The sequence below is a fragment of the Streptomyces poriferorum genome (assembly GCF_019399235.1).
Taxonomy (GTDB): Bacteria; Actinomycetota; Actinomycetes; order Streptomycetales; family Streptomycetaceae; genus Streptomyces; species Streptomyces poriferorum.
This window is the reverse complement of the sequence record NZ_JAELVH010000064.1, coordinates 1-20673: the sequence shown is the minus strand read 5'-3', so window position 1 is coordinate 20673 and position 20673 is coordinate 1. Positions and strand designations below refer to the sequence as shown.

The 20673-nt window shown below is 71.3% G+C and carries 17 protein-coding genes; 10 read left to right on the top strand and 7 right to left on the bottom strand.

Going from position 1 to position 20673, the window contains the following annotated elements; translation table 11 throughout:
* Positions 1-142 precede the first annotated feature (142 nt).
* From JGS39_RS14170 to JGS39_RS14160, 3 genes are all read left to right on the top strand, one after another.
* Entirely contained in the window at positions 143-877 is a 735-nt protein-coding gene (locus JGS39_RS14170) for a VIT1/CCC1 transporter family protein (RefSeq protein WP_219569336.1), read from the top strand.
* Between the two features lie 579 nt (positions 878-1456).
* On the top strand, positions 1457-6016 hold the full coding sequence (gene gltB, locus JGS39_RS14165) for a glutamate synthase large subunit (protein ID WP_219569334.1): 4560 nt from the start codon (positions 1457-1459) through the stop codon (positions 6014-6016).
* Entirely contained in the window at positions 6009-7469 is a 1461-nt protein-coding gene (locus JGS39_RS14160; RefSeq protein ID WP_219569332.1) for a glutamate synthase subunit beta, read from the top strand. The genes gltB and JGS39_RS14160 overlap by 8 nt, the downstream gene beginning before the upstream one ends.
* Before the next feature lie 121 nt (positions 7470-7590).
* Here JGS39_RS14160 and JGS39_RS14155 read toward each other — a convergent pair whose 3' ends face one another.
* Complete coding sequence (locus JGS39_RS14155; RefSeq protein ID WP_219569330.1) at positions 7591-8826, bottom strand: ArsB/NhaD family transporter; 1236 nt, start codon at positions 8824-8826, stop codon at positions 7591-7593.
* Between the two features lie 35 nt (positions 8827-8861).
* The gene (locus JGS39_RS14150) at positions 8862-9785 is read right to left on the bottom strand and encodes a rhomboid family intramembrane serine protease (RefSeq protein ID WP_219569328.1); all 924 of its coding nucleotides are present in this window, start codon (positions 9783-9785) and stop codon (positions 8862-8864) included.
* Positions 9786-9908: 123 nt separating this feature from the next.
* Here JGS39_RS14150 and JGS39_RS14145 point away from each other — a divergent pair, with 123 nt between their 5' ends.
* Positions 9909-10493 (top strand): HutD/Ves family protein, encoded by a 585-nt coding sequence (locus JGS39_RS14145; RefSeq protein ID WP_219569326.1) that lies wholly within the window; start codon positions 9909-9911, stop codon positions 10491-10493.
* Here the strand turns inward: JGS39_RS14145 and JGS39_RS14140 are convergent.
* The gene (locus JGS39_RS14140; protein ID WP_219569324.1) at positions 10472-10759 is read right to left on the bottom strand and encodes a hypothetical protein; all 288 of its coding nucleotides are present in this window, start codon (positions 10757-10759) and stop codon (positions 10472-10474) included. The genes JGS39_RS14145 and JGS39_RS14140 overlap by 22 nt on opposite strands.
* A gap of 168 nt (positions 10760-10927) precedes the next feature.
* Here JGS39_RS14140 and JGS39_RS14135 point away from each other — a divergent pair, with 168 nt between their 5' ends.
* The 4 genes from JGS39_RS14135 to JGS39_RS14120 all read left to right on the top strand — a co-directional run bounded on the left by JGS39_RS14135 (position 10928) and on the right by JGS39_RS14120 (position 14602).
* Entirely contained in the window at positions 10928-11434 is a 507-nt protein-coding gene (locus JGS39_RS14135) for a pyridoxamine 5'-phosphate oxidase family protein (RefSeq protein ID WP_219569322.1), read from the top strand.
* A 68-nt stretch (positions 11435-11502) separates the two neighbouring features.
* Positions 11503-12114 carry a TetR/AcrR family transcriptional regulator gene (locus JGS39_RS14130; RefSeq protein WP_219569320.1) on the top strand — a complete coding sequence of 204 codons (612 nt, stop codon included), beginning with the start codon at positions 11503-11505 and terminating at the stop codon, positions 12112-12114.
* 304 nt (positions 12115-12418) lie between these two features.
* Positions 12419-12622 carry a cold-shock protein gene (locus tag JGS39_RS14125; protein WP_015607926.1) on the top strand — a complete coding sequence of 68 codons (204 nt, stop codon included), beginning with the start codon at positions 12419-12421 and terminating at the stop codon, positions 12620-12622.
* A 258-nt stretch (positions 12623-12880) separates the two neighbouring features.
* Positions 12881-14602: a DEAD/DEAH box helicase gene (locus JGS39_RS14120; RefSeq protein WP_219569318.1), complete on the top strand. Its 1722-nt coding sequence runs from the start codon at positions 12881-12883 to the stop codon at positions 14600-14602.
* Between the two features lie 119 nt (positions 14603-14721).
* Here the strand turns inward: JGS39_RS14120 and JGS39_RS14115 are convergent, their stop codons facing one another.
* From JGS39_RS14115 to JGS39_RS14105, 3 genes are all read right to left on the bottom strand, one after another.
* Entirely contained in the window at positions 14722-15690 is a 969-nt protein-coding gene (locus tag JGS39_RS14115) for an ankyrin repeat domain-containing protein (RefSeq protein ID WP_308120409.1), read from the bottom strand.
* Positions 15691-15744: 54 nt separating this feature from the next.
* A complete protein-coding gene (locus JGS39_RS14110) occupies positions 15745-16653 on the bottom strand; it encodes a hypothetical protein (RefSeq protein ID WP_219569316.1) in 909 nt (302 codons plus the stop codon).
* Between the two features lie 64 nt (positions 16654-16717).
* On the bottom strand, positions 16718-18520 hold the full coding sequence (locus JGS39_RS14105) for a glycoside hydrolase family 35 protein (RefSeq protein WP_219569314.1): 1803 nt from the start codon (positions 18518-18520) through the stop codon (positions 16718-16720).
* A gap of 225 nt (positions 18521-18745) precedes the next feature.
* Here JGS39_RS14105 and JGS39_RS14100 point away from each other — a divergent pair, with 225 nt between their 5' ends.
* Complete coding sequence (locus JGS39_RS14100; protein ID WP_219569312.1) at positions 18746-19624, top strand: helix-turn-helix domain-containing protein; 879 nt, start codon at positions 18746-18748, stop codon at positions 19622-19624.
* Positions 19625-19649: 25 nt separating this feature from the next.
* Positions 19650-19979: a chorismate mutase gene (locus tag JGS39_RS14095; protein ID WP_219569310.1), complete on the top strand. Its 330-nt coding sequence runs from the start codon at positions 19650-19652 to the stop codon at positions 19977-19979.
* 25 nt (positions 19980-20004) lie between these two features.
* Here JGS39_RS14095 and JGS39_RS14090 read toward each other — a convergent pair.
* Positions 20005-20673, bottom strand: a 669-nt coding sequence (locus tag JGS39_RS14090) for an MFS transporter (protein ID WP_219569308.1), incomplete at its 5' end; no start/stop codon positions are given.

Genomic DNA, 20673 nt, shown 5'->3' with positions numbered 1-20673 from the left:
GCAAGGCAAGGCGTACCTACCTGGTTACTCAGGGTGGTAAGTACGGCCTGCCTTGCTGGCGGGAGCCATTTTTCGTGCGTACTTTCGAGGGTGTCGAGCGGGGCGGAGCGTACGAGATCCGCTGCTGGAGAAGGGGAGAGCTGTGTCCATCATCGAGACCGACGCCGTACTGCACGAGGCGCACCGGGACAACCACACCCACCGTGATGTGAACGGCGGATGGCTGCGTCCGGCGGTGTTCGGTGCGATGGACGGGCTCGTCTCGAACCTCGCCCTGATGACCGGTGTCGCGGGCGGTGCGGTCTCGCACCGCACGATCGTGATCACGGGCCTGGCCGGTCTGGCCGCGGGCGCCTTCTCCATGGCGGCAGGCGAGTACACCTCCGTCGCCTCACAGCGCGAACTCGTCGAGGCCGAGCTCGACGTCGAGCGGCGGGAGCTGCGCAAGCACCCCCAGGACGAGGAGCGGGAGCTCGCCGCGCTCTACGAGTCCCGCGGCGTCGAGACCGGGCTCGCCCGCGAGGTCGCCCGGCAGCTGTCGCGCGACCCCGAGCAGGCCCTGGAGATCCACGCCCGCGAGGAGCTGGGCATCGACCCGGGCGACCTGCCGTCGCCCCTCGTCGCCGCCGTGTCCTCGTTCGGCGCCTTCGCGCTGGGCGCGCTGCTGCCCGTACTGCCGTACCTGCTCGGCGCGGACGCGATGTGGCCCGCCGTGCTGCTCGCCCTGGCCGGACTGTTCGGCTGCGGAGCGGTGGTCGCCCGGGTCACGGCCCGCAGCTGGTGGTTCAGCGGACTGCGCCAGCTGGCGCTCGGCGGCGCCGCCGCCGCGATCACCTACGGCCTGGGCTCCCTGTTCGGGGTCGCCGCCGGAGGCTGAGCCCCCGCACCCGGTACCGTCCAGGGCCACGTACACCCTCCGGTGCGCGTGGCCCATCGGCCGCGCCCGCGATGACCAGCGGCGTCGCGGCGTCCAGGACCTCCGTCTCCGGCGTCGTCGCCGGTCGCGAGGACTCCGCCGCCGCTCCCTCCTCCGCCTTGGATCCGAACGCCCCGGGCGCCGCTGCCTGTGCGCCGACCATCGCGGGCGCGGCCGTAACGTGTGCGCCACCCGTGTGACATACGTCCTGACCACGGCCACTGGGCGGATCGCCCGTACGCGACGTAAAATGAGACTCTATGCAGGGCTACACATAAGTAGTCGTTACCCGGCGGTTTCGTTTCCTTTGCCGCCGGGCATGAGCCGTAGACACCGCAGGCAACGACGCCTGCTCTCTGCGGTCTCCCGGGCGCCGATCTTCCGACTGCGACCCCCTTCACCGTCACGGCGGTGTCCGTATGTTGGAACGAGCTATCCGCTTTTTGAGAAGCGTCCCATCATGTAATCTGCACGAAATTTCGCAGAGGGCCAACGTCGTCCCTCGGCACTGAAAATGCCACGACGACGACGGGAGAGCCGATGCGCACCGACGCCTGGTCGCCCATGGACGGTCGCCCCGCCCAGCAGGGGATGTACGACCCCCGCAACGAGCACGACGCCTGTGGCGTGGGGTTCGTAGCCACTCTGACCGGTGTGGCCGGCCACGAGCTGGTCGAGCAGGCGCTGACCGTACTGCGCAACCTCGAACACCGCGGAGCCACCGGATCCGAGCCCGACTCCGGTGACGGCGCCGGAATCCTGCTCCAGGTCCCGGACGCCTTCCTGCGCGAAGAGGTCACCTTCGAGCTCCCCGAGGCCGGCGCCTACGCCGTCGGCATCGCCTTCCTGCCCGCGGACGACTCCACCGAGGCCGTGCGCAACCTCGAGAAGATCGCCGCCGAAGAAGGCCTCAAGGTCCTCGGCTGGCGCGAGGTCCCGGTCACCCCCGACATCCTCGGCAACGGCGCCCGCGCCACCATGCCCGAGTTCCGCCAGCTCTTCGTCGCGGACGGCGAGAGCACCGGCATCGTCCTGGACCGCAAGGCCTTCGTGCTGCGCAAGCGCGCCGAGCGTGAGACCGGGGTCTACTTCCCGTCGCTCTCCGCCCGCACGATCGTCTACAAGGGCATGCTCACCACCGGGCAGCTGGAGCCGTTCTTCCCGGACCTCTCCGACCGCCGCTTCGCCACCACGGTCGCGCTGGTCCACTCCCGCTTCTCCACCAACACCTTCCCGAGCTGGCCGCTCGCCCACCCGTACCGCTTCGTCGCGCACAACGGCGAGATCAACACGGTCAAGGGCAACCGCAACTGGATGAAGGCCCGCGAGTCCCAGCTCGCCTCCAGCCTCTTCGGCGAGGCGAAGCTCGACCGGATCTTCCCCGTCTGCACCCCGGACGCCTCCGACTCGGCCTCCTTCGACGAGGTCCTGGAGCTCCTCCACCTCGGCGGCCGTTCGCTGCCGCACTCGGTCCTGATGATGGTCCCCGAGGCGTGGGAGAACCACGACTCCATGGACCCGGCCCGGCGCGCCTTCTACCAGTACCACTCCACGATGATGGAGCCCTGGGACGGCCCGGCCTGCGTCACCTTCACCGACGGCGTCCAGGTCGGCGCGGTCCTCGACCGCAACGGTCTGCGCCCCGGCCGCTACTGGGTCACCGACGACGGCCTCGTCGTGCTCTCCTCCGAGGTCGGCGTCCTGGACATCGACCCCGCCAAGGTCGTCCGCAAGGGCCGCCTCCAGCCCGGCAAGATGTTCCTCGTCGACACCGCCGAGCACCGCATCATCGAGGACGACGAGATCAAGGCGTCCCTCGCAGCCGAGAACCCGTACGAGGAATGGCTGGAAACCGGCGAGATCGAGCTCGAGGACCTCCCCGAGCGCGAGCACATCGTCCACACCCACGCCTCCGTCACCCGCCGCCAGCAGACCTTCGGCTACACCGAGGAAGAGCTCCGCGTCCTCCTCGCCCCGATGGCCCGCACCGCCGGCGAACCCCTCGGTTCCATGGGCACGGACTCGCCGATCGCCGCGCTCTCCGAGCGCCCCCGGCTGCTCTTCGACTACTTCACCCAGCTGTTCGCCCAGGTCACCAACCCGCCGCTGGACGCCATCCGCGAGGAGCTCGTCACCTCGCTGCGCTCCACGCTGGGCCCCGCGGGCAACATCCTGGAGCCGACCGCCGCGGCATGTCGCAGCGTCACGCTGCCCTTCCCGGTGATCGACAACGACGAGCTGGCCAAGCTCATACACATCAACGCCGACGGCGACATGCCGGGCATGAAGGCCGCCACGCTTTCCGGCCTCTACCGGGTCGGCGGCGGCGGCGAGGCACTCGCCGCGCGGATCGAGCAGATCTGCACCGAGGTCGACGCCGCCATGGAGGACGGCGCCCGCCTGATCGTCCTGTCCGACCGGCACTCCGACGCCGAGCACGCGCCGATCCCGTCGCTGCTGCTCACCTCGGCCGTCCACCACCACCTCATCCGCACCAAGCAGCGCACCCAGGTGGGCCTGCTGGTCGAGGCCGGTGACGTCCGCGAGGTCCACCACGTCGCCCTGCTGATCGGCTACGGCGCCGCCGCGGTCAACCCCTACCTGGCCATGGAGTCCGTCGAGGACCTCGTCCGAGCCGGCACGTTCATCGAGGGCATCGAGGCCGAACAGGCCATCCGCAACCTCATCTACGCGCTGGGCAAGGGCGTCCTCAAGGTCATGTCCAAGATGGGCATCTCCACCGTCGCCTCCTACCGCGGCGCCCAGGTCTTCGAGGCCGTCGGCCTCGACGAGGACTTCGTCGCGCAGTACTTCAACGGCACCGCCACCAAGATCGGCGGCGCCGGCCTCGACGTCGTCGCCAAGGAGGTCGCCGCCCGGCACGCCAAGGGCTACCCCGCCTCCGGCATCTCCGCCTCGCACCGCGCGCTGGAGATCGGCGGCGAGTACCAGTGGCGCCGCGAGGGCGAGCCGCACCTGTTCGACCCGGAGACGGTCTTCCGCCTCCAGCACGCCACCCGCAACCGCCGGTACGACATCTTCAAGAAGTACACGGACCGGGTGAACGAGCAGTCCGAGCGCCTGATGACGCTCCGCGGACTCTTCGGCTTCGCCTCGGACCGCGAGGCCATCGACATCGACGAGGTCGAGTCCGTGGCCGACATCGTCAAGCGCTTCTCCACCGGCGCCATGTCGTACGGCTCGATCTCCCGCGAGGCGCACGAGACCCTCGCCATCGCCATGAACCAGCTGGGCGGCAAGTCCAACACCGGTGAGGGCGGCGAGGACGCCGACCGGCTCTACGACCCGGCCCGCCGCTCGTCCATCAAGCAGGTCGCCTCCGGCCGCTTCGGTGTCACCAGTGAGTACCTGGTCAACGCGGACGACATCCAGATCAAGATGGCGCAGGGCGCCAAGCCCGGCGAGGGCGGCCAGCTGCCCGGCCACAAGGTCTACCCGTGGGTCGCCAAGACCCGGCACTCCACCCCGGGTGTCGGTCTGATCTCCCCGCCGCCGCACCACGACATCTACTCCATCGAGGACCTGGCTCAGCTGATCCACGACCTCAAGAACGCCAACCCGGCGGCCCGCATCCACGTGAAGCTGGTCTCCGAGGTCGGTGTCGGCACGGTCGCCGCCGGTGTCTCCAAGGCGCACGCGGACGTCGTCCTCATCTCCGGCCACGACGGCGGAACGGGCGCCTCCCCGCTCACCTCCCTGAAGCACGCGGGCGGCCCCTGGGAGCTCGGCCTCGCCGAGACCCAGCAGACGCTGCTCCTCAACGGCCTGCGCGACCGCATCGTCGTGCAGACCGACGGCCAGCTCAAGACCGGCCGCGACGTCGTCATCGCCGCACTGCTGGGCGCCGAGGAGTTCGGTTTCGCGACCGCGCCGCTCGTCGTCTCCGGCTGCGTCATGATGCGCGTCTGCCACCTCGACACCTGCCCGGTCGGCATCGCCACCCAGAACCCGGTCCTGCGCGACCGCTTCTCCGGCAAGGCCGAGTACATCGTCAACTTCTTCGAGTTCATCGCCCAGGAAGTCCGCGAGATCCTCGCCGAGCTCGGCTTCCGTACGATCGAAGAGGCCGTCGGCCACGCCGAGCTCCTGGACACCGACCGTGCGATCACGCACTGGAAGGCCCAGGGCCTCGACCTCAAGCCGCTGTTCTACGTCCCCGAGCTGGCCGAAGGCGCCGCCCGGCACCAGATCGCCGAGCAGGACCACGGTCTGGCCAAGGCCCTCGACAACGAGCTCATCAAGCTCGCCGCCGACGCCCTGAACGCCGACAGCGCCGAGTCCGCCCAGCCGGTCCGCGCGCAGATCGCGATCCGCAACATCAACCGCACCGTCGGCACGATGCTCGGTCACGAGGTCACGAAGAAGTTCGGCGGTGCGGGCCTGCCCCAGGACACCATCGACATCACCTTCACCGGCTCCGCGGGCCAGTCCTTCGGCGCCTTCCTCCCCAGCGGTGTGACGCTGCGCCTGGAGGGCGACGCCAACGACTACGTCGGCAAGGGCCTCTCCGGCGGCCGCGTCGTCGTCCGTCCGGACCGCGGCGCCGACCACCTCGCCGAGTACTCCACCATCGCGGGCAACACCATCGCCTACGGCGCCACCGGCGGCGAACTGTTCCTGCGCGGCCGCACCGGTGAACGGTTCTGCGTCCGCAACTCCGGCGCCACGGTCGTCTCGGAAGGCGTGGGCGACCACGGCTGCGAGTACATGACCGGCGGACACGCCGTCGTCCTCGGCGAGACCGGACGCAACTTCGCGGCCGGCATGTCGGGCGGTGTCGCGTACGTCATCGACCTGAACCGCGACAACGTCAACGTCGGGAACCTCGGCGCCGTCGAGGAACTCTCCGACACCGACAGGCAGTGGCTGCACGACGTCGTGCGCCGCCACCAGGAGGAGACCGGATCCACGGTCGCCGAGAAGCTGCTGGCCGACTGGGACACCGCGGTGGCCCGGTTCAGCAAGATCATCCCGTCCACCTACAAGGCAGTGCTCGCCGCCAAGGACGCCGCTGAGCTCGCCGGTCTCTCCGAGCAGGAGACCACCGAGAAGATGATGGAGGCGGCGACCAATGGCTGACCCCAAGGGCTTCCTGACCACCGGCCGCGAGGTCGCCAAGACCCGCCCCGTCGGCGAGCGCGTCAAGGACTGGAACGAGGTCTACGTTCCGGGCTCGCTGCTCCCGATCATCAGCAAGCAGGCCGGCCGCTGCATGGACTGCGGCATCCCGTTCTGCCACAACGGCTGTCCGCTCGGAAACCTCATCCCCGAGTGGAACGACTACGCCTACCGCGAGGACTGGACCGCCGCGTCCGAGCGCCTGCACGCCACGAACAACTTCCCGGAGTTCACCGGGCGGCTCTGCCCGGCTCCGTGCGAGTCGGCGTGCGTGCTCGGCATCAACCAGCCGGCCGTCACCATCAAGAACGTCGAAGTCTCCATCATCGACCAGGCGTGGGACCGCGGCGACGTCACCCCGCAGCCGCCCGAGCGCCTCTCCGGCAAGACCGTGGCCGTCATCGGCTCCGGCCCGGCCGGACTGGCCGCCGCCCAGCAGCTGACCCGGGCCGGCCACACCGTCGCCGTCTACGAGCGCGCGGACCGCATCGGGGGACTCCTCCGGTACGGCATCCCCGAGTTCAAGATGGAGAAGTCGCACATCAACCGCCGCATCGAGCAGATGCGCGCGGAGGGCACCAAGTTCCGCACCGAGGTCGAGGTCGGCAAGGACGTCGACGCCGCGAAGCTGCGGCGCCGCTACGACGCCGTCGTCATCGCCGCCGGCGCCACCGTCTCCCGCGACCTGCCCGTCCCGGGCCGCGAGCTGAACGGCGTGCACTTCGCGATGGAGTACCTGCCGCTCGCCAACAAGGTGCAGGAGGGCGACCTGACGGTCTCCCCGATCACCGCCGAGGGCAAGCACGTCGTCGTCATCGGCGGCGGCGACACCGGCGCCGACTGCGTCGGCACCGCCCACCGGCAGGGTGCGGCCTCCGTCACCCAGCTGGAGATCATGCCGCAGCCGGGCGAGGACCGGAACGCCAACCAGCCCTGGCCGACCTTCCCCATGCTCTACAAGGTCACCTCCGCACACGAGGAGGGCGGCGAGCGCGTCTACTCCGTCTCGACCACTCACTTCGAGGGCGACGAGGACGGCAACGTGGCTGCCCTCCACCTCGTCGAGGTGGAGTTCAAGGACGGTAAGCTGGAGCAGAAGCCCGGCACCGAGCGGCAGATCCCCGCACAGCTGGTCACCCTCGCGATGGGCTTCACCGGCACGGACCAGGCCAACGGCCTGGTCCAGCAGTTCGGTCTGGAGCTCGACGCACGGGGCAACGTCGCCCGTGACGACGACTACGCCACCAACGTCGACGGCGTGTTCGTCGCCGGTGACGCCGGCCGCGGCCAGTCCCTCATCGTGTGGGCCATCGCCGAGGGCCGCTCCGCGGCACGCGGCGTGGACCGCTTCCTGACCGGAGCCAGCGCACTGCCGGCCCCGATCCGCCCGACGGACCGTTCCCTGACGGTCTGATCACGGCACACAGACGTCCCGTACAACGGCGTACGGAACTGAACGCGGCGCCTGCCCGTCCCCGACCGGACGATTCGGCAGGCGCCGTGGCGCATCCAGGGGCAGGTCGCCGCCCCGCTCCTCAGGTGACCAGAGCCAGCGCGCAGGTGGCGGCGGACACCGCCGTCACCGACAGCACCAGACCGGTCAGGACGAAGCGCCGCACATCGATCCGCGTCCCCTGCCAGCGGCACCGCTCGAACCACAGCAACGTCGCCAGCGAACCCCACGGCGTGACGACGGACCCCGCGTTGACCCCGATCAGCAGGGCCAGCAGCTGGTGGTGGTTGTCCGCGGGGATGACCGCCTCGCCCGCCACGTACGCCGGCAGGTTGTTCAGCACGTTCGACAGCCCGGCACCCACCCCGGCCGAACGCAGCATGCCCGCGAAGCCGTCGTCCGAGCCGAGCGCGCGCACCAGCAGCTCGTGCAGCCCGTGCGCGCCGACCGTCTCCACGACCAGGAACATCCCCGGCACCAGCACCAGCAGCCGCCACGGGACCAGCGAGAGGCGCAGCTCCTCCCGGCGGCGCACCGCATAGGCCGCCACCACGACCACCATCGCGACCAGCGAGGCCGACCACAACGGCACGTCCAGCAGCAGGATCGCCAGCAGGAATCCGACGCACGCCACCGCGCAGATCCTCAGCAGCACCGGGTCACCGGGCACGGGCAGCGCGGGCGGGGTGTAGCGGTCCGCGCCGCGCCGGCCGCGGCGCCAGTAGAACACCCACAGGCACCCCGCCGTCACCCCGATCGCGGCCAGCTGGGGCAGCCACATCACGCCGGCCAGACCGGCCGGCGACAGCGCCACCCGGTCCGCCGCCAGCAGATTGGTCAGGTTCGACACCGGCAGCAGCAGACTCGCCGTATTGGCCAGCCACACCGTCGTCATCGCCAACGGCAGGGCCGCGATGCCCACCCGGGTACCGAGTGCCAGCATCACGGGGGTGAGCAGGACCGCGGTCGTATCCAGGTTCAGGGTGATCGTGGTCAGCGAGGCGAACACCACGCAGAGCCCGAAGAGCAGGGGATAGCGGCCCCGCCCCGCGCGCGCCACCCAGGCCGCCACCACATCGAAGACCTGCGCCCGGCCCGCCAGTTCCGCCAGCACGATCACGGTGGCCAGGAACGCCAGCAGCGGCCCGATACGCCGCATCTGGTCGGCCGCCGCCCCGGCGGGCAGCAGTCCGGTCGCCGCGGCGGCCAGCCCCAGGACGAGTAGCCCGCCCGCCAGCCAGTCCAGAGGATGCAGCCGCCGCACCAGGGTGACCGCACCGGAACGCACGGCGCCCGGCGCGGAGTGATCATTCCGCATGCGGGCATCGTGTCAGACCGGGCACCCGATGCCGCTCAGCCCGTCAGCGCCGAGCTCTTGAGGACCACCAGCAGCACCAGCACGGCCAGCAGCACCACACACCCGGCCGCCTGCACCGGCGTACGGCGCTGCGCCGGGGCGTACGCGTAGACGACCGTGACGACCGCACCGGTCAGCAGGCCGCCCAGATGCCCCTGCCACGAGGTGAAGGCCGCCGAGATCACCATCCAGACCAGGAACCCGGCCAGGAACCGGTTCACCGCCCGCATGTCCCGGCCCAGCCGCCGGTTGATGACCCAGAACGACGCCGCGAGACCGAAGACCGCCCCCGAAGCGCCCACCGCGGAGTCGAGCGGCGCGATCAGGTAGAGCAGCACCGAACCGCCCAGCGCGGACAGCAGATACAGCGCGAGATACCGGACCCGGCCCAGTTCCTGCTCGACGACCCGGCCCAGATTCCACAGCGCGTACATGTTGAAGAGGATGTGCAGTACCCCGAACGGCAGCGATCCGAGGGTGGACTCGCCCGGCGGCAGGTGCAGGAAGGCCCCGGTCAGCAGCCGGTACCACTCACCGTCCACCACGCCGATCACGTCGAACCCCGGGAAACCCCCGTCCACGTAGACGTACTGGCTGCCGTCCGGGCCGGTCAGCCCGGCACCCGTCATCGCGAACCGGTCGACGATCCCCGGACGGACCAGCTCGCCCAGGTACACCAGGATGTTGAGGCCCATCAGCACATACGTGACGAGCGGCACCGCGTTCCGTGCCGCCGCACCGCCGAACACCGTCCGCGCCTGCCGCACCGAGCGCTGCCCCTCCTTCACGCACTCCACGCAGTGATGGCCGACGGCCGCCTCACGCATGCAGTCGGGGCAGATGAAGCGTTCGCAGCGGGTGCAGCTCACATACGTCTCGTACGAGGGGTGGCGATAGCACGTAGTGACGGCGGCCTCCATGGCCGGCTCCTTCATCGGGGGTGCGAACAGAGGCCGGTGGGGGCGGCGGCGATCAAGATAGCGAACCCGGGGGAGCGGTCTAGGCTCGGGGTTCCTCACCGCCGACGATCGGAGCCCCCCCTGATGACCGCCGAGGCGTTCCGGATCCTGCGTGCCGCCGGCCGCACACCTGTGGCGTGGCGGAACGGCGGGGGCACGACCCGCGAGATCGCCGCGTCCCCCGGCACCACGACCGGCGACTTCGACTGGCGGGTCAGCCTGGCGGACGTGGCCGCGGACGGTCCGTTCTCCGTGTTCCCGGGCGTCGACCGGACCCTGACGGTGGTGGAGGGGGCCGGGATGGACCTGATGGTGGACGGTGAGCACCACATCGTCGACGAGCCGTACTGGCCGCACGACTTCCCGGGTGACGTGGGGACGGACGGCCGGCTGCTGGCGGGCCCGGTCGTGAACCTCAACGTGATGTACCGCAGGGACCGCGTCCGGGCCGAGACGGCGGTGGTACGCGGCACCCTCCGGCTGATGGCTCCGGAGGGCGGGGCGGTGCTGGCCGTGGCGCTGGAGGACGGTGCCGTCATCGACGGTACGGATGTCCGGCTCGGCCGCTACGACGCGGTGCTGCTGCGGAGCAGGGCGTCGTGCGTGCTGCGGACCCAGGGCGACGCGGCGCTGGTGACCGTGTCGGGTTACGAGCCCGGTACCCAGTAGCGGTGTACCTGGGAGACCGCCGGGGGTTCACTCGGGGCGGGCAGTCCCTGCTTCTCGGCGACGGGCATGATCACCGCGCCGAACTTGTCCATGGCCTCCTGGGACTCCCAGAGGTCGTACACCTCGATGCCCGAATCGGTGGCCACGCAGACGTGCGAGAGACAGCCCGCGAACGTGTCGCCTGGCAGTGACTCCAGTTCCGCGTTGAGCGCGTCGTACTGGTCCGTCGTCACACCCGGCAGCGACGCCTTCATGAAGATCGCCATCTGAACTCACCTCGGAGAGGGAGCGGCCCTCCCTGCCGCCCGGACGGCGGCCTCCACCCCTTCCAGCACACCACGCCGGGGCCGCTGCGGCACCCGTCCGGGTGGTCCATCGCGTTGCTGGGGCGAATCCGGACAGAGGATGTCGGGATTCCCGGGTTCGATGGGGTCATGACCTCATCGAACTGGGCGGACTTCCAGGCCGCCGAACCGGACTTCGCCGACACCGTGCGCCGTCGCTTCGAGCAGTACAAGCACCACGTCCTGGCGACCGTTCGCAAGGACGGATCGCCCCGCGTGACCGGCCTCGAAGTGGACTTCCGGCTGGACCAGCCGCTCCTCGGCATGATGCCGAACTCACGCAAGGCACTGGACCTGCGCCGCGATCCCCGCTTCGCGGTGCAGGCCAACCCGGGCCCCGACGCCGAGATGGCCGACGGGGACGTACGGATCTCGGGACGCGCGGTGGAGGTGGCCGACCCGGACCTGCTCGCCCGCTTCATCGACGAGGTGAAGCCGCCGGAACCCTTCCACCTCTTCCGGGTGGAGCTCACCGAGGTCGTACGCACCGGGCTCGAGGGCGGAGACACCCTGGTCGTCCAGGTCTGGCGCCCCGGCCGGCCACTGCACACGATCCGCCGGGGCAACGACGACGGGTCGACGGTCACAGCGCCCTGACGGGCCCGCGCGGGGCGGCGGGGACGGGGCCCGTCCGGGGCCGCGGCAGCCGGGCGGAGAATGGGCGGGTGCCTACCAAGAAGAAGCCCCAGGTGACCCCCTCGCCCGAGCGCCGTGACGAACTGCTCGCCACCGCCGCCGAGGTGTTCGCCGCCCAGGGATACAACGCCACGACCGTCCGCAGGATCGCGGACGCGGCCGGCATGCTCGCGGGCAGCCTCTACTACCACTTCGATTCCAAGGAATCGATGCTCGACGAGATCCTCTCCACCTTCCTGAACGAGCTCTGGGAGGGGTACGACGCCGTCCTCGACGCGGGGCTCGGCCCCCGGGAGACCATCGAGGCACTCGTCACCGAATCCTTCCGCGAGATCGACCGCCACCGTGCGGCCGTCGCCATCTACCAGAAGGAGGCCCGGCACCTGGCGGCCCAGCCCCGCTTCCAGTACCTCGTCGAGTCCCAGGAGAAGTTCGAGAAGGCCTGGCTCGGCACCCTGGAGCGAGGCGTCGCCGACCGGACCTTCCGGGACGACCTCGACATCCGCCTCACCTACCGGTTCGTCCGCGACACCGTCTGGGTCGCCGCGTCCTGGTACCGGCCGGGCGGCCTGCACAGCCCGGAGGAGATCGCCCGCCAGTACCTCTCGATGGTCCTGGACGGCATCGCGTCACGTCACTGAACCGGCCGGGGACGGTCCGCGGAACGGGTTCGAACAGTTTCGACAGGCCCCTTGGCCGGACGCCCCAAGGGATCTCCCCGAAATCCGCCGGCCGACGGCGCGGCGCGTCCCACCGCTGGTCGGCAGATCGTGCTACGGTGATCCGGTTGCAGTTTTGGTACCCATGAACTTTATGTGCGCCTGACGGGAATGCTTCCTCAGGCGCTTTATTGTTTTCCGGCTTTCTCCGGGTGGGGCTCAATGCGGCGACTTGGAATTCGTAAAGTGCGGATTTCCGGCACTGCACCTGTTTTAGGAGAATGACATGGCTACTGGAACCGTGAAGTGGTTCAACTCGGAAAAGGGCTTCGGCTTCATCGAGCAGGACGGCGGCGGCGCCGACGTCTTCGCCCACTACTCCAACATCGCCACCCAGGGCTTCCGTGAGCTCCAGGAGGGCCAGAAGGTCTCCTTCGACGTCACGCAGGGCCAGAAGGGCCCGCAGGCGGAGAACATCGTCCCGGCCTAATTGCCGGACGCGTACCTCGCAGCCGGGGCCCGCACCGTGAAGGTGCGGGTCCCGGCTTGTGCTGTCCCTGGGAAGTAGCGCAAAGACGGGCGCCGACCGGCGCCCCGCACGGGTGCGACGAAGCACCCCGGGAGTCCCGAGCGTTCCGCGCGCCGCGCACGGCGGTATGACCGCACGTCCACGCAGCCCCCGGAACTCTCCAACAGTCCCCAGCAGTCCCACGTAGTTCCCAGGAATCCCCCAGGAGGGCAATTCCGTATGACCCGCTCCGAACGTCAGGACCGTCCCGCCCGCAATCGCCCGTCGAGGGGGCGTGGCACGGCCCAGGCAAAGGCAACCGCACAGGGTTCCGGCAAGGGATCCGGCAAGGCGTCTCCCCGTCGCAGGGCCACGCCGCCGCAGGGTGAGTTCGCCCTGCCCGAAACCATGACCCCCGCACTGCCCGCCGTCGAGGCGTTCGCCGAGCTGGACATGCCCGCCGCCCTGCTGAAAACCCTTGCCGCGCAGGGCGTCACCGACCCGTTCCCGATCCAGGGCGCCACCCTGCCGAACTCGCTCGCCGGCCGGGACATCCTCGGCCGCGGCCGCACCGGCTCCGGCAAGACCCTCGCCTTCGGCCTCGCACTGCTCGCCCGCACCGCCGGTCGCCGCTCCGAGCCGAAGGCGCCGCTGGCGCTCGTCCTCGTCCCGACCCGCGAGCTCGCCCAGCAGGTCACCGACGCGCTGACGCCGTACGCCACCGCAGTCAACCTGCGGATGGCCACCGTCGTCGGCGGCATGTCGATCAGCAAGCAGTCCGGCACGCTGCGCCGCGGCGCCGAGGTGCTCGTCGCCACGCCGGGCCGGCTCAAGGACCTCATCGAGCGCGGCGACTGCCGCCTGGACGACGTCGCCATCACCGTCCTCGACGAGGCCGACCAGATGGCCGACATGGGCTTCATGCCCCAGGTCGTCGCCCTGCTCAAGCAGGTCGAGGAAGGCGGACAGCGGATGCTGTTCTCCGCGACCCTGGACAAGAACATCGACCGGCTGGTCAAGATGTTCCTGACCGACCCCGTCGTGCACTCGGTCGACCCGTCCGCCGGCGCCGTCACCACCATGGAGCACCACGTGCTCCATGTGCTCGACGAGACCGACAAGAAGGCCGTCGCCACGAAGATCGCCGCCCGCGAGGGCCGCGTGATCATGTTCGTCGACACCAAGCGCGCCGCCGACCGCTTCGCCAAGCGGCTGCTCGCCAGCGGTGTACGGGCCTCCGCGCTGCACGGCGGGCGTTCCCAGCCGCAGCGCAACCGGACCCTGGACCAGTTCAAGACCGGTGAGGTCACCGTGCTCGTCGCGACGAACGTGGCGGCCCGCGGCATCCATGTCGACGACCTCGACCTGGTCGTCAACGTGGACCCGCCGACCGACCACAAGGACTACCTCCACCGCGGTGGACGCACGGCGCGCGCCGGCGAGTCCGGCAGCGTCGTCACGCTGGTGCTGCCCGAGGAGAAGCGGGAGATGACCCGGCTGATGCAGGACGCGGGCATCGCCCCCCGCACCACCCGGATCAAGTCCAGCGACGAGGAGCTCACCCGGATCACCGGGGCGCGCGAACCGTCCGGTATCGCGATCGTGATCGAGGTCCCGCAGCCGACCCCGCCGAAGCCGCGCACGCGGACCGGCGGCGGCACGGGTACGGGCACCGGCACCGGCGGCGGGTTCCGCTCGGGCAGCCGCGGCCGGGGCCGGCGCGGTGGCGCCGGCGGCGCGGGTGCTGCCGGGGGCAGCGGTGCGGGCGGCGCGGGTCGCGCCGGAGGTGCCGCAGGCACGGGTGGTGCCGGTCGCTCCGGCGGTTCCGGTGGTGCCGGTCGCTCCGGCGGTTCCGGCGGCGCGGGTCGCTCCGGCGGTTCCGGGACGGGTGGCGCCTCGCGCGGCACCGGTGGTGCCGGTCGCTCCGGTGGCGCGCCTGCGCGGGGTCGTCGCGCGGCTTAGCAGGTCACACCTCAGCCCGTCCGGCGTTCGGGGACGGAGCGGCAGCCCGGTTCGCCCGCGGCACCGCTTCCGTCCTCAAACGCCGGACGGGCTGCTTTTACCGCCCGGACGGGCTCGTATCACCTGTCCTCCAGCCGCCCCAGCACCTCCGCGCCGAACGCCCGCAGCAACGGTTCCTCCGCCGCGCACCACGCGGCCGCCGCCTGGCGGGTCTCCTCGTCGCCGCGCTCGCACAGCGCCTCGGCCGAGGCCTGCCAGTTGTCCAGCCCCGGGCCCCCGGACCGCAGAGCCCGCCGCGCCAGTTCCTCGAAGGAGGCGCGCACGCCCAGCTCCGCCTCCAGGACCGTGGCGATCGCACCGTGCCCCGTCTGCTGGTCCCGGCCCGCGGCCGGCCGGCCGTCGCGGACGAGTTCGACGGTCAGCGTCCGGCCGCCGTCGACCACGGTCCGCCGCACCACCACCTCGTACGCTTCAGTGTCCCCGTACAACTCCCGCAGGCCCGCCCGCATCTCCTGCTCCAGGTCGGTGTCCAGCATGCGCCGCGCCTCGCCCAGCGCCTCCTCGACGGCGCCCTCCACCGCTCCCGCACCATGGCTCAGCAGCGCGCGGACGGTCGGCAGGGAACCCCGCCGGGCCGCGAGCAGCAGCGGTGACTCGCCCTCGGGGCCCGGCAGACAGGGGTCGGCGCCGTACGCCAGCAGCACCTCGGCGGTCCGTGCGTGACCGAGCCCCACCGCCCACCGCAACGCCGTGAAACCGAACTGCTCCCGCAGATCCGGCCGCGCCCCGGCCGCGAGCAGCGCCTCGGCCACCTCCGTGTGGCCGCCGCACGCCGCCCCGCACAGCGGCAGGTCGCCCGCCTCCGGACCACAGGCCCGGTCGGGGTCCGCGCCCGCCGCGAGGAGCAGCCGCACCACCCCCGGACGGTCCGACACCGCCGCGAGATAGAGCGCGCTCGCCCCGTCCCCGTCCACCGACTCGGCGGACACACCGCTGCGGAGCAGTCGTACGACGGCGTTCTCACCCTCGTACAACGCATCGAACAGGCGGTGTCCGCCCGCTGCTGCCGCCATCGGATCTTCTGTCACATTTCGACTGTAATACGCCGCGCGGCAAGGCCACTTGCCCGGAGCGGGCCGTTCTCAGGTGGTGCAGTCCAGCACCGTCCGGCACAGCGCGCACCGCGCCCGTACCCGGCCCCGGACCGGCACTCTGTTGCGCTGATGGCACGTCGGGCACGCGAACGCGACGCGCAGTCCGTCCCCGCCCGCCTCGAAGGCGTACGGAACCGCGGGCCCCGGGACCGGAGCCGCGCCGGGATGGTCCTGGGCGTACCGCCGGTCCTTGGCGTACCGGCGCCGGCCCGCCCAGCCCGCGGCCGTCAGCGGCGGCTGCGCGCTCTCGCGCAGGGCCTGCGCCCGGCCCTTGGTGTACGCGGTGTACGCCTGCGGGCTGGTGAACCACGGCGAGGGATCCTCGTCGAAGGCGAGTGCCCGCTTGGCCAGCACGTACCCGAACTCCTCCGGGGTGAGGTAGCCGAGCTTCTGGCTGGACGTGGCGTCCTGGCGGAACGCGTCCAGCAGCAGCCAGCCCGACCCCAGATACGCCGCCGCGGTGTCGGTGAGGATCTCGTTGTCCCGGGTCCCCGGGAACTCCAGGCCGAGCCGGTGCAGCAGCACATGCATGACCTCGTGCGACAGCGCGGCGCCGATGTCCCGGCGATGCGTACGGAAGCGGTCGTTCAGCTCGATGAAGTACTCCGGCCCCGCCGCGAGTTCGACACTTCCCGCGTGCTCCATCGCGCGGAACGCCACGATCATCCGCGCGTCCGGCAGCCGCAGGTGCTGCACCATCGCCCGCGCCACCCGCTGCGCACCGAGATGCAGATCGTCAGCATCGGCGAACGCCGCGTCGGCGGGGGCGAGGCTCGGGGCGAAGCGGTGCACGCCGTCGTACGACAGGCGGCGGTACAGCGCGGTGATCGCGGAGCGGACGGTGTCCAGATGCGGGAAACCGTGCACCACCGGGCTGCCTTGGGGGCTGTCCGCCACGTCCCCACCCCCACTTCGCGACGCTCGACTCCGCACCACTGTAGACCGGGGCGGGCGGGGCCGGTCAGACGTCCGCGCCCGCCGGGCCGGGCGCCCGCGCGGGCGCACCCGGGCCCAGCTCCGCGTACGGAGCCGCCGCACCCTCCACCTCCAGCACCCACACCTCGTTGATCCCGTCCCGCAGCACCGGACCCGGCACGTACAGCGTCCGCTGCGGGCCCGCCGCCCAGTAGCGCCCGAGGCAGAACCCGTTCACCCAGACGAACCCTCTTGTCCAGCCCGGCAGTTCGAAGCCCGCATGCCCGGTTCCGGACACGTCGGCGACCTCGAACGTGCCCCGGTACAGGCCGGTTCCCCCGGACCCGTCGACCGGCACGAACGGGACACCCTCCAACGCGGCCGGGCCGTCGAACGCGTCGAGCCGCAGCGCCCGCGCCCGTACGCCGTGCAGGAACTGGCGCTCGTGCAGCACACCCCCGGTGATCCCCTTCGGCTCACCCAGCCGGGGCCCGTAGTTGACCCGGCCAAGCGACTCCACCCACAGCTCCACGTCGGCGGGCCCGCCCACGGGCTCCGCAAGCGTGCTGTCCACCTCGCTCAGCACGCCCCGGCGGACCCCGTCCACGTACACCACCGCCCGGTCCCGCAGCCCCGAAACCCCCAGGGCGTACGGGGCGCGCGGACCCGGCACCGCGACCCGGTACCGCACCAGGCCGCGGTCCAGCCCCAGCTCCTCGAACGTGGGCGGCACACCGGACTCCGCCGTCTCCTCGTCGCCCAGCGCGTCCATGACGTCGGGCAGCGGCGCCCACTCGGTCAGCTCGGCCCGTACCGGAGCCAGGCCGGCGGGCTCGGCGGGCAGCGGGGGCAGCGGCCCGTCCGCGTACGCGGCGAGGATCTCCCGGAACAGGTGGAACTTCTCCGTGGCCCGCCCGTACTCGTCGACCGGCGCGTCGTAGTCGTACGACGTCACCGTCGGCAGCAGGTCCCCGTCCTGGAGCGGCCCGGAACGGTTGGCGCCCGCCCAGCCCGCGAAGTTCGTCCCGCCGTGCGCCATGTAGATGTTCACCGAGGCCCCGCACTCCAGGATCTCCCGCAGCGCGTCGGCGGCCTGCGCCGGATCCCGCAGGACCGGCGGCGAACCCCAGTGCTCGAACCAGCCGCACCAGAACTCCATGCACATCAGCGGACCACCGGGCTGATGGCGGCGCAGCACCCGGAACGCCTCGCGCGCGCCCGAACCGAAGTTCGCCGTGGCGAGCAGACCGGGCACCGAACCGCCGGTGAGCATGTGGTCCTCGGGACCGTCGGAGGTGAACAGGGGAACGCTCACGCCGGACTCACCGAGCATCGCCGCGATCCGGCGCAGATAGACGGCGTCGGTGCCGTAGCTGCCGTACTCGTTCTCCGCCTGCACCATGATCACCGGACCGCCGCGGCCGGCCTGCCGCTCCACCACCTGCGGCAGCAGCTCGGCGAACCACCGCTCCACCGCGTCCAGGTACCCGGCGTCCCGGGTCCGCACCCGCCGGCCGAACCGCCCGGTCACCCAGACCGGCAGCCCGCCGTTCTCCCACTCCGCACAGATGTACGGCCCCGGGCGGACGATCGCCCACAGACCGGCCCGCTGTACCGCGTCCAGGAAACGGCCGAGCGCCCCGACGTCCCGGAACTCGCCGGGCCGCGGCTCGTGGAGGTTCCACGGCACATAGGTCTCGACGCAGTTCAGGCCCATCGCCCGCAGCATCGACAGCCGGTGCTCCCACTGCGCCTCGTGCACCCGGAAGTAGTGCATGGCCCCCGACAGCAGCCGTGCGGGCTTCCCGTCGATCCGGAAGTGGTCGTCCGCCACGGTGAAGTCAGCCATCGTGCTCGTTCTCTCCTGATGCGCGCGGTCCCGTGAACGCCGCGCTGCGCGGCCCGGTACGAGCGGAACGCGGTACGTGTGACGGAGCGGGCGAACCCGGGAGCAATGTCACGGCCCAGCCTCACCCCCTGGCGTGCGGCCGGTCCATGGACAAAGATCACTGCTGATTGGACGCAGCACACGACGCCGCACGTCACACGGTCGCGGACGGAGGAACGAAGGCCGATGTACCACACCTGGATGCGCTTTTTCACCCCGAGCCCGCTCCACCACCGCCTCGGCCTGGTCTGCCTCGGGGTGGGCCTGCAGCACGGCACGCTGCCGACCGTCGGCCCCCGCACCCTGGACCACCACGTGGCCGTCGTCATCAACGCGGGCAGCGGTTGGTTCGCCGGTCCGGACGGGCGCCGGGTGCCCGTCACCGCGCCCAGCCTGATCTGGCTGACCCCCGGCACCCCGCACCACTACGGCGCCGACCCGGTCACCGGCTGGGACGAGAGCTTCGTCGACTTCACCGGGCCCGCCACCACCACGTACACCGAACTCGGCTACATCGAGCCGGACCGTCCCCTCGTCCCGCTCTCCGACACCGCGGCGCCGCGGGCCGCCGTGGGCCGGATGGTCAGGGCGGCCCGGCGCGGCAACCCCCTGCTGGAGGTGGAGACGGGGGCGGCCGTCCACGAACTCCTCGTCGCGCTCCGCCGGGCGCGCGCCGACGTCAGTCCCGACGGCGACCCGGTGCTGCAGGCCCTGGCCCGTGACGCCTTCCAGCCGTTCTCCGTCGCCGAGCACGCCGCCCGGCACGGCATGACGCCCGCCGAACTGCGCACGGCGGTGCGGCGGGGCGCCGGGTGCAGCCCGAAGGACTACCTCCTGACCATCCGGCTGGGCCGCGCCAAGGAGCTCCTGGCCACCGGGGACCTGCCCGTCGCCGCTGTCGCCCGGCGGGTGGGGTACGACGACCCGGCGTACTTCTCCCGGCTGTTCGCCCGCCGCGTCGGTATGGCCCCGGTCCGCTTCCGCGAACAGCAGGGCCGCAGCGTGCCGGGCGGCTGGAGCGACCGTGTTCCGGATCCGGAACACCCTCCGACGATCATCCCGTAGCCCGCTCCGTCTAAGCTCGCTGACCATGACCACGAGCGACATCGACGATTCCGTAGGCGCCGAACTGAACCGGCTGCGCGAGAGCATCGACAACATCGACGCGGCTGTTGTCCACATGCTCGCCGAGCGCTTCAAATGCACCCAGCAGGTCGGCCACCTCAAGGCCGCCCACCAGCTCCCCCCGGCCGATCCGGCCCGAGAGTCCCGCCAGATCGCCCGGCTCCGTCAACTGGCCGGGAGTGCCCATCTGGACCCGGCGTTCGCCGAGAAGCTGCTGAACTTCATCGTGGCCGAGGTCATCCGCCACCATGAACGGATCGCGGACGAGTCGGCGGCGAACGGGGCGGGGGAGTAGCGACGGGCGGCCCCGGGACAGGGGCTCAGGGAGAGATCTCCTCCAGCGGCCGGTTCGCCGTCTCCTCCGCCAGGGTTCCCGCCACCACGGCGCCCACCAGGGCCACCGTTCCCAGCATCACGAACACCGCGGCGACGCTGTCGCCGGCCGCGTAGACGACGCCCACCAGGATCGGGCCGAGGATCACGCCCAGCCGGTTGACTGCGCCGCCGACGCTGCAGCCCAGGGCACGCATCCGGGTCGGGTAGAGCTCGGGTGTGTACAGGTACAGGCAGATGTTGGAGCCGAAGAAGCCGACCGCCGAGAGCGAGGTCCAGATCAGGACCTGTGCGGGGGTGCCGGCGCCGAGCGCGGCCAGGGTGAGCAGGAGCGCGGCCGAGGCGCCGAGGCAGATCGCGAAGATCCGGCGGCGGCCCAGCACGTCCACGGTGAGGGCGACGACCAGACAGCCGAGCAGGCCCGCGACCGACGTCACCGTGGAGTACAGCAGGGCGTCGGAGAGGGTGAGGCCGTACTCGTCCTTGTAGATGCTGGGCAGCCAGGACGTCACGCCGTAGTTGACGAAGTAGCCGGTGAACCAGATCGCGCCGACGACCAGTGTGCGGCGCCGGTAGCGGCCGGTGAACAGGCCGCGCGGACCGGTCGCGGCGCGTTCCGCGGGGGTGGCGGTGGCCACTGCCGCGGGTTCCTGGGC